The sequence below is a fragment of the Pseudomonas sp. MF5691 genome (assembly GCF_016405645.1).
In the GTDB taxonomy this organism is placed as follows: domain Bacteria; phylum Pseudomonadota; class Gammaproteobacteria; order Pseudomonadales; family Pseudomonadaceae; genus Aquipseudomonas; species Aquipseudomonas shahriarae.
Genome location: NZ_JAEKDC010000002.1, coordinates 111,229 through 121,318, shown reverse-complemented (window position 1 = coordinate 121,318; position 10,090 = coordinate 111,229). Strand labels below are relative to the sequence as shown.

Annotated in this window: 13 protein-coding genes; 8 read left to right on the top strand and 5 right to left on the bottom strand. The window is 61.3% G+C overall.

Features of this window, described 5'->3' with window-relative positions; genetic code table 11:
• The first annotated feature begins 90 nt into the window (after positions 1–90).
• The 4 genes from ftsY (at position 91) to rpoH (ending at position 4,189) form a co-directional block, all read left to right on the top strand.
• Complete coding sequence (ftsY, locus tag JFT44_RS03255; protein WP_128593391.1) at positions 91–1,518, top strand: signal recognition particle-docking protein FtsY; 1,428 nt, start codon at positions 91–93, stop codon at positions 1,516–1,518.
• A complete protein-coding gene (gene ftsE, locus JFT44_RS03250) occupies positions 1,515–2,186 on the top strand; it encodes a cell division ATP-binding protein FtsE (protein WP_198830352.1) in 672 nt (223 codons plus the stop codon). The genes ftsY and ftsE overlap by 4 nt, the downstream gene beginning before the upstream one ends.
• Positions 2,183–3,205: a permease-like cell division protein FtsX gene (ftsX, locus tag JFT44_RS03245; RefSeq protein ID WP_198830351.1), complete on the top strand. Its 1,023-nt coding sequence runs from the start codon at positions 2,183–2,185 to the stop codon at positions 3,203–3,205. Before ftsE ends, ftsX begins: the two co-directional genes overlap by 4 nt.
• A gap of 129 nt (positions 3,206–3,334) precedes the next feature.
• Positions 3,335–4,189, top strand: coding sequence for an RNA polymerase sigma factor RpoH (gene rpoH, locus JFT44_RS03240; protein WP_003176698.1), 855 nt, complete (start codon positions 3,335–3,337; stop codon positions 4,187–4,189).
• Between the two features lie 148 nt (positions 4,190–4,337).
• On the opposite strand, the gene mtgA is transcribed toward rpoH, so the two are convergent.
• Positions 4,338–5,060: a monofunctional biosynthetic peptidoglycan transglycosylase gene (gene mtgA / locus JFT44_RS03235; protein ID WP_057960890.1), complete on the bottom strand. Its 723-nt coding sequence runs from the start codon at positions 5,058–5,060 to the stop codon at positions 4,338–4,340.
• Between the two features lie 74 nt (positions 5,061–5,134).
• Between mtgA and JFT44_RS03230 the strand changes: the two genes are divergently transcribed.
• The 4 genes from JFT44_RS03230 to trmB all read left to right on the top strand — a co-directional run bounded on the left by JFT44_RS03230 (position 5,135) and on the right by trmB (position 7,372).
• Positions 5,135–5,515, top strand: a complete 381-nt coding sequence (locus JFT44_RS03230; RefSeq protein WP_057440381.1) for a DUF423 domain-containing protein — start codon at positions 5,135–5,137, stop codon at positions 5,513–5,515.
• 71 nt (positions 5,516–5,586) lie between these two features.
• Positions 5,587–5,787, top strand: coding sequence for a sulfur carrier protein ThiS (gene thiS / locus JFT44_RS03225; protein WP_162947777.1), 201 nt, complete (start codon positions 5,587–5,589; stop codon positions 5,785–5,787).
• 55 nt (positions 5,788–5,842) lie between these two features.
• Positions 5,843–6,637 carry a thiazole synthase gene (locus JFT44_RS03220; protein WP_017845016.1) on the top strand — a complete coding sequence of 265 codons (795 nt, stop codon included), beginning with the start codon at positions 5,843–5,845 and terminating at the stop codon, positions 6,635–6,637.
• A gap of 9 nt (positions 6,638–6,646) precedes the next feature.
• The gene (gene trmB, locus JFT44_RS03215) at positions 6,647–7,372 is read left to right on the top strand and encodes a tRNA (guanosine(46)-N7)-methyltransferase TrmB (RefSeq protein WP_057440379.1); all 726 of its coding nucleotides are present in this window, start codon (positions 6,647–6,649) and stop codon (positions 7,370–7,372) included.
• 138 nt (positions 7,373–7,510) lie between these two features.
• On the opposite strand, the gene JFT44_RS03210 is transcribed toward trmB, so the two are convergent.
• From JFT44_RS03210 to JFT44_RS03195, 4 genes are read right to left on the bottom strand one after another with little or no spacing between them, the layout of a single operon-like run.
• Positions 7,511–7,834 (bottom strand): DUF3392 domain-containing protein, encoded by a 324-nt coding sequence (locus tag JFT44_RS03210; protein WP_029300493.1) that lies wholly within the window; start codon positions 7,832–7,834, stop codon positions 7,511–7,513.
• Between the two features lie 18 nt (positions 7,835–7,852).
• Positions 7,853–9,055 (bottom strand): radical SAM family heme chaperone HemW, encoded by a 1,203-nt coding sequence (gene hemW / locus JFT44_RS03205; RefSeq protein WP_233098280.1) that lies wholly within the window; start codon positions 9,053–9,055, stop codon positions 7,853–7,855.
• Positions 9,052–9,648, bottom strand: coding sequence for an RdgB/HAM1 family non-canonical purine NTP pyrophosphatase (rdgB, locus tag JFT44_RS03200; RefSeq protein WP_027606096.1), 597 nt, complete (start codon positions 9,646–9,648; stop codon positions 9,052–9,054). The genes hemW and rdgB overlap by 4 nt, the downstream gene beginning before the upstream one ends.
• Positions 9,645–10,079: a DUF4426 domain-containing protein gene (locus tag JFT44_RS03195; RefSeq protein ID WP_029300487.1), complete on the bottom strand. Its 435-nt coding sequence runs from the start codon at positions 10,077–10,079 to the stop codon at positions 9,645–9,647. The genes rdgB and JFT44_RS03195 overlap by 4 nt, the downstream gene beginning before the upstream one ends.
• Positions 10,080–10,090: the final 11 nt, after the last annotated feature.

Here is a 10,090-nt window from a genome sequence, read left to right as displayed (position 1 = left end):
AAGCTGGCTAAAAAACAGTCTGTTGCGCATCGAATATTATTTACCGAGGCGCCTCCTTGGCGCGTCGCTACCGTGAGATAGCCGTCCTCCATGTTTGGTTCCAACGACGACAAGAAGAGCCCAGCTGCGGCTGGCGAGAAAAAAGGCCTGTTCGGATGGCTGCGCAAAAAGCCGCAGGAAACCGTCGTCGAACAGCCGCAAGTCCAACCCGAGCCTGTGCCTGAGCCTGTTCTGCAAGCGGAACCGGCGATTGAGCCCGTGGCCGAGCCTGTCGTCGAGACGCCAGCGCCGGTGGTGCTGCCTATCGCCGAGCCGGTCTTGCAGCCGGAGGTGGAGGCTGCGCCAGAGCCAGAGCCAGAGCATAAGCCGTGGCCGCCATTGCCGGTGGCTGAAGAACCTGTTGCGTTGGTCGAGGATGTGCAGGCCGAACATGTGACGCCGCCGATCCCTGTGGTGGTGGAGCCGGTCCAGGTCGCCGTCGAGCCCCAGCCCGTTGTCGTTGAGCCGGCGCCGTTGGTGGTCGAGCCAGTGGTTGCCGAGCCCGTTGCGGTGGTCGCCGAACCCGTCGCTGTACCTGCTGAAACCAGTAAGACCGGCTTCTTCGCCCGCCTCAAGCAAGGCCTGAGCAAGACCAGCGCGAGCATCGGCGAAGGCATGGCCAGCCTGTTCCTGGGCAAGAAGATCATTGATGACGAGTTGCTCGAAGATATCGAGACCCGCCTGCTGACCGCTGACGTGGGCGTCGAAGCCACTGCCGTGATCATCCAGAGCCTGACCCAGAAGGTGGCGCGCAAGCAGCTCACCGACGCCGACGCGCTTTACAAGTCATTGCAGGCCGAACTGGCTGCCATGCTCAAGCCGGTGGAAGCGCCGCTGGTGATTACCGAGAAAAAACCCTTTGTGATCCTGGTGGTCGGCGTCAACGGCGCCGGCAAGACCACCACCATCGGCAAGCTGGCGAAGAAGCTGCAACTGGAAGGCAAGAAAGTCATGCTCGCCGCCGGTGACACCTTCCGCGCCGCCGCCGTAGAGCAATTGCAGGTGTGGGGCGAGCGCAACAAGATCCCGGTGATCGCCCAGCACACCGGTGCCGATTCCGCCTCGGTGATCTTCGACGCAGTGCAGGCCGCCAAGGCCCGCAACATCGACGTACTGATTGCCGATACCGCTGGTCGCCTGCATACCAAAGACAACTTGATGGAAGAGTTGAAGAAAGTCCGCCGGGTGATGGGCAAGCTCGACGCCGACGCGCCGCACGAGGTGCTGTTGGTGCTGGACGCCGGTACTGGGCAGAACGCCATCAGCCAGGCCAAGCAATTCAACCAGACAGTCCAACTGACTGGCCTGGCGTTGACTAAGCTCGATGGCACGGCCAAGGGTGGGGTGATTTTCGCCCTGGCTAAACAATTCGGGCTGCCGATTCGTTATATCGGTGTAGGCGAAGGTATTGATGACCTGCGCACGTTTGAGGCCGAACCCTTTGTCCAGGCACTGTTTGCCGAGCGGGAGCGTTCATGATTCGTTTTGAACAGGTGGGCAAGCGCTACGCCAACGGGCATGTCGGCTTGCATGAGCTGAGTTTCCGGGTGCGCCGTGGCGAGTTCTTGTTTGTCACCGGTCATTCCGGGGCCGGCAAAAGTACGTTGCTGCGCCTGCTGCTGGCCATGGAGCGCCCGACCACCGGCAAACTGCTGCTGGCAGGCCAGGACCTGGCCACCATCAGCAATGCGCAGATCCCGTTCCTGCGCCGGCAGATCGGCGTGGTGTTCCAGAACCACCAGTTGCTGTTCGATCGCACGGTGTTCAATAACATCGCCCTGCCATTGCAGATCCTCGGGCTGTCCAAGGCCGAGATCGTCAAGCGTGTGGATTCGGCTCTGGAGCGCGTGGCGCTGTCGGACAAGACCGACCTGTATCCCGGCGACCTGTCCACCGGCCAGCAACAGCGCGTCGGCATTGCCCGCGCTATCGTCCATCGCCCGGCCTTGCTGCTGGCGGACGAACCCACCGGTAACCTCGACCCGCGCCTGGCGGCGGAGATCATGGGGGTCTTTGAAGACATCAACCGCCTGGGCACCAGTGTGCTGATTGCCAGTCACGACCTGACATTGATCGCGCGTATGCGCCATCGCATGTTGACCCTGCAGCGCGGGCGCCTGATCGGTGACGGGGAGGCTGGCGTATGAGTGCCACACGCAGCCCTAAAGTTTCCGAGCGCGTGGCGCCGAAAGCCGCCGACCCGCAACCGCAGAAAAAGAAACGCGACGATGATGACGGTCCTGACTTCAGCACCTTGCTGCACGCCTGGATCGAAAGCCATCGCGCCAGCCTGGTGGACAGCCTGCGCCGCCTGGGCAAGCAGCCGATTGGCAGCTTCTTCACCTGCCTGGTGATGGCCGTGGCGTTGAGCCTGCCGATGGGTTTGTCGTTGCTGCTGAATAATGTCGAGCGCCTGGGCGGTTCCTGGCAGCGCGCGGCGCAGATTTCCCTGTACCTGCAACTGGATGCCAGCGCCACTGAAGGCGAGGCCTTGCGCGAGCAGATCAAGAACCTGCCGGGTGTGGCGGATGCCGAGTACATCAGCCGCGACCAGGCGCTGGAAGAGTTCCAGCAACAGTCCGGCTTGGGTGAGGCGCTCAAGGAGCTGCCGCAGAACCCGCTGCCGGGGGTTGTGCTGGTCACGCCCAATGAAATCGACAGGACGGCCCTCGAAGCATTAAGGCAAAAATTGGCTGAACTGCCCAAGGTGCAACAGGCGCAGCTTGATTTAGTGTGGGTCGAGCGTCTGGCGGCGATTCTCAAGCTGGGCGACCGGTTTGTCTTCGGCCTGACGGTGTTGCTGGTTTCTGCATTACTTTTGGTGATAGGCAATACCATTCGTCTTCATATTGAAAACCGCCGCACCGAGATAGAAGTGATTAAACTGGTCGGCGGCACAGACAGCTATGTGCGTCGTCCTTTTCTATATATGGGCGCGCTTTATGGCTTCGGTGCAGGGATTCTGTCCTGGGGCGTCCTGGCGTTTGGCCTGGATTGGCTGAACGACGCGGTAGTCGGCCTGGCCGGTTTGTATGGCAGTGACTTTGCCCTGGCTGGCGTACCCGCGGCCGATGGTCTGTCACTCTTGCTTGGCGCGGTCTTGTTGGGGTATATCGGTGCTTGGATTGCGGTCGCACGGCATCTGCGTGAGCTGGCGCCGAAGTAGTTAATGTCAGATTAATGTGGTTTCGTTTGTATTGACCGTATCAGTGGTTTAGGGAACTTGTCCTACGGTTCCCGGTCAATTTTCGCAGTGCTGAACTGCACGAGTTATGTGAGTCGGAGGTTTTTTCGTATGACCACTTCTTTGCAACCTGCTTATGCTCTGGTCCCGGGTGCGAACCTGGAGGCTTATGTGCACACGGTCAACAGCATTCCATTGCTGACGCCTGAGCAGGAGCGTGAACTGGCCGAGAGTCTCTACTATGAGCAGGATTTGGGGGCGGCTCGGCAGATGGTGCTCGCCCACCTGCGTTTTGTCGTACATATCGCCCGTAGCTATAGCGGCTACGGCCTGGCCCAGGCTGACCTGATCCAGGAAGGCAACGTCGGCCTGATGAAGGCTGTAAAGCGCTTCAACCCGGAAATGGGTGTGCGCCTGGTGTCGTTCGCTGTGCACTGGATCAAGGCGGAAATCCACGAGTTCATCCTGCGCAACTGGCGCATCGTGAAAGTGGCGACCACCAAGGCCCAGCGCAAGCTGTTCTTCAACCTGCGCAGCCAGAAGAAGCGCCTGGCGTGGCTGAACAACGAGGAAGTCCACCGTGTGGCGGAAAGCCTCGGTGTGGAGCCTCGGGAAGTGCGCGAGATGGAAAGTCGCCTGACCGGCCATGACATGGCCTTCGACCCGGCCGCCGAAGCGGACGACGACAGCGCTTTCCAATCGCCGGCCAACTACCTGGAAGACCACCGGTACGACCCTGCGCGTCAACTGGAAGATGCCGATTGGAGCGACAACTCCAACCACAACCTGCACGAAGCGCTGGAAGTGCTGGACGACCGCAGCCGTGACATCCTCTACCAGCGCTGGCTGGCAGAAGAAAAAGCCACGCTGCACGACTTGGCGCAGAAGTACAACGTGTCGGCCGAGCGTATTCGTCAGCTTGAGAAGAGCGCGATGAATAAGCTGAAACTGTCGATCGCCGCCTAGCACGCTGCGAACGACCAAAAAAATGCCCCGATCGAAAGATCGGGGCATTTTTGTTCGTGCCCGAGAAACCTCAAGCCTTACGCGGTCCAGGGTGTAGGCGCTGGCTGGCCTGCGATCGCGGTGGGTCAGCCAGCCCTATTGGGTGGTGTCAGTTGGCCCTCGGCGCCTGCCGCGTACTGTTCAGCTCATTCAAATAGCCGGTACCACCCAACTGCCCCATCTGCTGACGAATCCAAGCCGCCCGCCGCGCCACATACGCCGTCGGATGGCTGGCACTCCACACCCGTGGATTAGGCAGTACAGCGGCCAGATAGCTGGCCTGCTGCCGCGAAAGTCCCTTGGCACCCACGCCAAAATGATGCCGCGCCGCCGCCTCTGCGCCAAATACCCCTTCATCCCACTCCACGCTGTTGAGGTACACCTCAAGGATCCGCTGCTTGGGCCACAGGATCTCGATCAACCCGGTAAACCAGGCTTCCAGGCCCTTGCGCAAATAACTGCGGCCGGCCCACAGGAACAGGTTCTTCGATACCTGCTGGCTCAGTGTACTGGCGCCGCGAATCGAACCACCGCGCTCGTTATGCAGCAAAGCGGCCTGGATCGCACCAAAGTCAAAGCCCCAATGCTGCGGGAAGCGCTGGTCCTCGCCGGCCATCACCGCGACTTTCAGGTCATCGGAGATCTCATCCCACGGCACCCAGGTCCGTTGCAGGTCAATGGGCTCGCTGTCGATCCAGGATTCGATCTTGCGCTCGACCATCAGTGCGGTGAACGGCGGCGGGACGACACGAAACAGCAGCACCAGCAAAACACTGCCGATGACAAACCATTTCACGACTTTGAGAAAACGACTGAAGAGGACACGCAGCATAGAGATGGCTTGGCCGAACCCGTTGAGCGGGCCATTATACAGACCCTGCCCAATGAGTCTGACTGGAGTTCCTCATGTTGCGTGGCTTTCTGATGCTGGCTGCCTTTTTCGGTTTTACCGGTGTTGCCCTCGGCGCATTTGCCGCCCATGGCCTGAAAAAGAGCCTGAGTGCTGAGTACCTGGCGATTTTCCACACCGGTGTGACCTACCAGTTGGTGCACGCCCTGGCGTTGTTTGGCGTGGCCTTATTGGCCGCGCATATGCCTGGGCGGCTGGTGCTGTGGGCCGGTGTGTCGTTCAGCATCGGTATCCTGTTGTTCTCCGGCAGCCTGTACCTGTTGACCACCATCGGCATCGGCAAACTGGGGATCATCACGCCGTTTGGCGGCCTGGCGTTCCTGATTGGCTGGCTGTGCCTGGGGCTCGCCGCCTGGCGCCTGCAACTGACCGCCTGACGCTTGTAGCTGACCTTCAGGTCACGATCAGGCTAGAATGCTGGCCCCTAAAAACGATGGCGGCCCGTGGCATGCGCATTCAATTGAACGGCGAATCCTATGAACTGCCCGACGGTGAAACCGTCGCGGCCCTGCTGACCCGTCTGGAACTGACCGGACGTCGCGTCGCAGTGGAGCTCAACCAGGATATCGTCCCGCGTAGCCAGCACACCGAAACCGCCCTCACCGAAGGCGACCAGGTCGAAGTGGTCCACGCCATCGGCGGCGGCTAGGCCCGGGGCAACTACCCGAATTCTGCAGAACCTCACCCCAACTCGAGGATTTCCCATGAGCATCGTTCGTAGCGACAAGCCCTTCGTCCTGGCCGGTCGTACTTACCAGTCGCGTTTGCTGGTAGGCACCGGCAAGTACCGCGACATGGAAGAAACCCGCCTGGCTATCGAAGCCTCGGGCGCCGAAATCGTGACAGTGGCCGTGCGCCGCACCAATATCGGCCAGAACCCGGGCGAACCGAACCTGCTGGATATCCTGCCGCCGGATCGCTACACCATCCTGCCGAACACTGCCGGTTGCTACGACGCCATCGAAGCCGTGCGCACCTGCCGCCTGGCCCGTGAGCTGCTCGACGGCCACAACCTGGTGAAGCTGGAAGTGCTGGCGGACCAGAAAACCCTGTTCCCCAACGTGATCGAAACCCTCAAGGCCGCCGAAACCCTGGTCAAGGAAGGTTTCGACGTGATGGTCTACACCAGCGATGACCCGATCATCGCCCGCCAACTGGCCGAGATCGGCTGCATCGCGGTGATGCCACTGGCCGGCCTGATCGGCACTGGCCTGGGGATCTGCAACCCGTACAACCTGCAGATCATCCTCGAAGAAGCCAAGATCCCGGTGCTGGTGGATGCCGGCGTCGGTACCGCGTCCGATGCCACCATTGCCATGGAGCTGGGCTGCGAAGCGGTGCTGATGAACTCGGCCATCGCCAACGCACAACAGCCGATCATGATGGCCGAAGCCATGAAACACGCGATTGTCGCCGGCCGCCTGGCGTATCTCGCCGGGCGTATGCCGAAAAAACTTTACGCCAGCGCCTCCTCGCCGCTGGATGGTCTGATCAAGTAAGAGCCATTGATGACTGAATCAAACGAAACGCCGAACCCCGTGGAAGAAGGCGACGAGTCCAAGCACCGCCGCATCAAGAGTTTTGTGATGCGTGCCGGGCGCATGACCGAAGGCCAGCAAAAGGGCCTCGACCAAGGCGCGCCGCTGTTCGTCCTGCCCCTGGCTGACGCGCCGGTGGACTTTGACCAGGTGTTTGGCCGTTCTGCCCCGCGCTCCCTGGAGATCGGCTTCGGCATGGGCCATTCCCTGCTGGAAATGGCTGCAGCGTCGCCCGAGCAAGACTTTATCGGTGTGGAAGTGCACCGTCCGGGCGTGGGCGCACTGCTCAACGGCGTGCTGACCCAGGGCCTGAAAAACCTGCGGGTCTATGACTGCGACGCGATCGAAGTGCTCAACCGATGCATCGCCGACAACAGCCTCGACCGCCTGATGCTGTTTTTCCCGGATCCATGGCACAAGAGCCGTCACCACAAGCGCCGTATCGTCCAGGCGTCCTTCGCGGAGCTGGTGCGCAGCAAACTCAAGGTCGGCGGCATCCTGCACATGGCCACCGATTGGGAACCGTATGCGGAGTACATGCTGGAAGTGATGAACGTCGCCCCTGGCTACCGCAACCTGGCCGAAGATGGTCAGTGCGTACCACGCCCGGCCGAGCGTCCGATCACCAAGTTCGAACGCCGTGGCGAGCGATTGGGGCATGGGGTTTGGGATTTGAAGTTCGAAAAGCTGGCGTAATCAGCTAGCAAGCTGAAATGCGATTAACTGCGGGAGCTGGCTTGCCGGCGATAGCATCACTTCGGTGTCACTGATACACCGAGGTGCTTGCATCGCAGGCAAGCCAGCTCCCACAGTTGTTTTGTGGTGGGCTTTGAGTCAGCGGCGGTCGGCAACCACGCCAATCAACACCAGCACCACCAACAGCACCGGTGCCAGGCTGTAGTTATTGAACTGGCTCAACCCCCGCACAATCCAGGGTGTGGCGTAGATCAGCGCAGCACCGCTGCCGATCATGCACAGCAGGGCCATCAACGGTACGCGCAAGGCGCCGGCGATGTTGCCCAGGCGTGCTTCGACCCAACCCTTGATATCGGCGCCGAATAGCACCAACAGGCAGCCTACCAGCGCCAGGGAGATTTCCGACAGGTTGCTACGGCTCCAGCGGGATACGGTGGCGAGCAGGTCGAGTACCAGATCCATTCGATTTCCTTAGAGCGATCAGCTCAAAAACTTCTGCAGCAGGTCATTGAGAAAGAGTTGCCCACGGTCCGTGGCCGCCAGGCGTGACGGTTCGACCTGCAATAAGCCACTTTGTTCGGCATCCCTGCGGGCTTGTTCCAGGCTGGCCAAGTCCAGGCCGGTGCGCTCGGCATACAGCCTGGCTTCGACGCCCTCGGTCAGGCGCAGGGCGTTCATCAGGAACTCAAAGGGCAATTCTTCATTGCTCAGCTCTTTCGACCCGGCCTGGAAGGTTTTTGCCGGGTTGAGGTAGTCCTTAGGTGCGCGGGTCTTCCAGGTGCGCACGATGCGCCCGTCTGGATGGCTGAGCTTGCCGTGGGCGCCGGCGCCGATGCCGATAAAGTCGCCAAAACTCCAGTAATTGAGGTTATGCCGCGCGGGCCGGCCCGGCTGGGCGTAGGCCGAGACTTCATATTGCGCGTAGCCGTGTTCGGCGAGCAGGGCCTGGCCGGCTTCCTGGATATCCCACAGGGTGTCGTCTTCCGGCAGCGTCGGCGGCTGGTTCCAGAACACAGTGTTGGGTTCCAGGGTCAGTTGGTACCACGACAGGTGGGTCGGCTTGAGCGCAATCGCCTGGCGCAGGTCGCCCAGGGCGTCGTCCAGGGATTGGTCGGGCAAACCGTGCATCAGGTCCAGGTTGAAGTTATCAAAGCCGGCCTGGCGTGCCATGCCGGCGGCGCGTACGGCTTCGTCGCCGTTGTGGATGCGGCCCAGGGCCTTGAGCTTGTCCTGCTGGAAGCTCTGGATGCCAATCGACAGGCGATTGATCCCCAGCTTGCGGTAGGCGACGAACTTCTCTTGCTCGAAGGTGCCGGGGTTGGCTTCCAGGGTGATCTCGATGTCGCGGGCAAACCGGATACGTTGCTCCACGCCCTCCAGCAACCGGCCCAGCGCCGCAGCACTGAACAGGCTTGGCGTGCCGCCGCCAAAGAAGATCGAACTCAGCTCGCGGCCATACACCGCGTGCAGGTCCTGATCCAGGTCCGCCAGCAACGCGTCGACATACTCTTCTTCCGGCAGCACCTTGCTGGCGGTGTGGGAGTTGAAGTCGCAATAGGGGCATTTACGCACGCACCACGGGATGTGGATGTACAGCGCCAAGGGCGGCAGCACTGGCAGGGCCGCCCGAGGTATTTGCGCGCCACCGAGGATCAGGGGCTGCGCGGAGGTGTTCTGGGTCATTTCAAGCCCAGACGCTGGCGCAGCAAATCCATTGCGCGGGCGCGGTGGCTGATCTGGTTCTTGTCGGCGGGGCTCAGTTCGGCGCTGGACACATTGCGCTCCGGCACCCAGAACAGCGGGTCATAGCCAAACCCGTGCTCGCCGCTGGCCGCATGCAGGATGCGCCCGTGCCACAAACCTTCGCAGAGAATCGGCAGCGGGTCGTCGGCATGCCGCACCAGGGCCAGCACACAGACAAACTGCGCGCCGCGCATCGCGTCCGGCACGTCCTTGAGGGCGTCCAGCAGCTTGGCGTTGTTCGCCGCGTCGCCTTTGCCGTCGGCATAGCGCGCCGAATAGATGCCGGGGGCGCCGCCGAGGAAGTCCACGGCCAGGCCGGAGTCGTCGGCCAATGCCGGCAGCCCGGAAATGCGCGCGGCATTGCGGGCCTTGAGGATGGCGTTCTCGACGAACGACAGGCCGGTTTCCTCCGGCTCCACCTGGCTGAACTCGCCAATCGAGCGCAATTGCACCGATTCGCCGAGCATGGCCTGGAGTTCCTTGAGTTTGCCGGCGTTATGGCTGGCCAGTACGAGTTGTGTCAGGTTCATTATTCGGCCGGGAACAGTTCTTGGGTGAAACTGAAGCCGTGGGCTTTGCCGCCGGTTTCAACATTGATGGTAAAGGTGCGGAACTCCTGCTGCGGCACCGAGTAGGGGGCGAGGTAGTAGATCGCGCCTTTTTCGGTGATTTGCTTGAAGGTCAGCATTTCACTCTTGCCGGTCAAGTCCTTGATCGTGCCGGTCACTTGGGCCGCCACGGGCTCCACGCCCTTGATCACCGAGACATTGATCATGCCCTTGTTCTTGCTGCGCACCACGCCCACGGCCTGGGCCGTCTCGGGTTGCAGGAAGCTGGAGGTGAAGGTGCTGTAGTGCACGGTGATATCACCAAACGCCTTCTGCCGATTGCTGTCGATAGGGCCGGCAGCCATGGCGCTGGCGCCCAGGCAGGCGGTGAGTAGAAAAATAGCCAGGCGACTCATGATCGTCCTCC

What these genes read in the sequence shown, in the direction of transcription:
- ftsY (WP_128593391.1), top strand. Translation starts at nt 91, where the DNA reads ATGTTTGGTTCCAACGACGACAAGAAGAGCCCAGCTGCGGCTGGCGAG.
- ftsE (WP_198830352.1), top strand. Translation starts at nt 1,515, where the DNA reads ATGATTCGTTTTGAACAGGTGGGCAAGCGCTACGCCAACGGGCATGTC.
- ftsX (WP_198830351.1), top strand. Translation starts at nt 2,183, where the DNA reads ATGAGTGCCACACGCAGCCCTAAAGTTTCCGAGCGCGTGGCGCCGAAA.
- rpoH (WP_003176698.1), top strand. Translation starts at nt 3,335, where the DNA reads ATGACCACTTCTTTGCAACCTGCTTATGCTCTGGTCCCGGGTGCGAAC.
- mtgA (WP_057960890.1), bottom strand. Translation starts at nt 5,060, where the DNA reads ATGCTGCGTGTCCTCTTCAGTCGTTTTCTCAAAGTCGTGAAATGGTTT.
- JFT44_RS03230 (WP_057440381.1), top strand. Translation starts at nt 5,135, where the DNA reads ATGTTGCGTGGCTTTCTGATGCTGGCTGCCTTTTTCGGTTTTACCGGT.
- thiS (WP_162947777.1), top strand. Translation starts at nt 5,587, where the DNA reads ATGCGCATTCAATTGAACGGCGAATCCTATGAACTGCCCGACGGTGAA.
- JFT44_RS03220 (WP_017845016.1), top strand. Translation starts at nt 5,843, where the DNA reads ATGAGCATCGTTCGTAGCGACAAGCCCTTCGTCCTGGCCGGTCGTACT.
- trmB (WP_057440379.1), top strand. Translation starts at nt 6,647, where the DNA reads ATGACTGAATCAAACGAAACGCCGAACCCCGTGGAAGAAGGCGACGAG.
- JFT44_RS03210 (WP_029300493.1), bottom strand. Translation starts at nt 7,834, where the DNA reads ATGGATCTGGTACTCGACCTGCTCGCCACCGTATCCCGCTGGAGCCGT.
- hemW (WP_233098280.1), bottom strand. Translation starts at nt 9,055, where the DNA reads ATGACCCAGAACACCTCCGCGCAGCCCCTGATCCTCGGTGGCGCGCAA.
- JFT44_RS03195 (WP_029300487.1), bottom strand. Translation starts at nt 10,079, where the DNA reads ATGAGTCGCCTGGCTATTTTTCTACTCACCGCCTGCCTGGGCGCCAGC.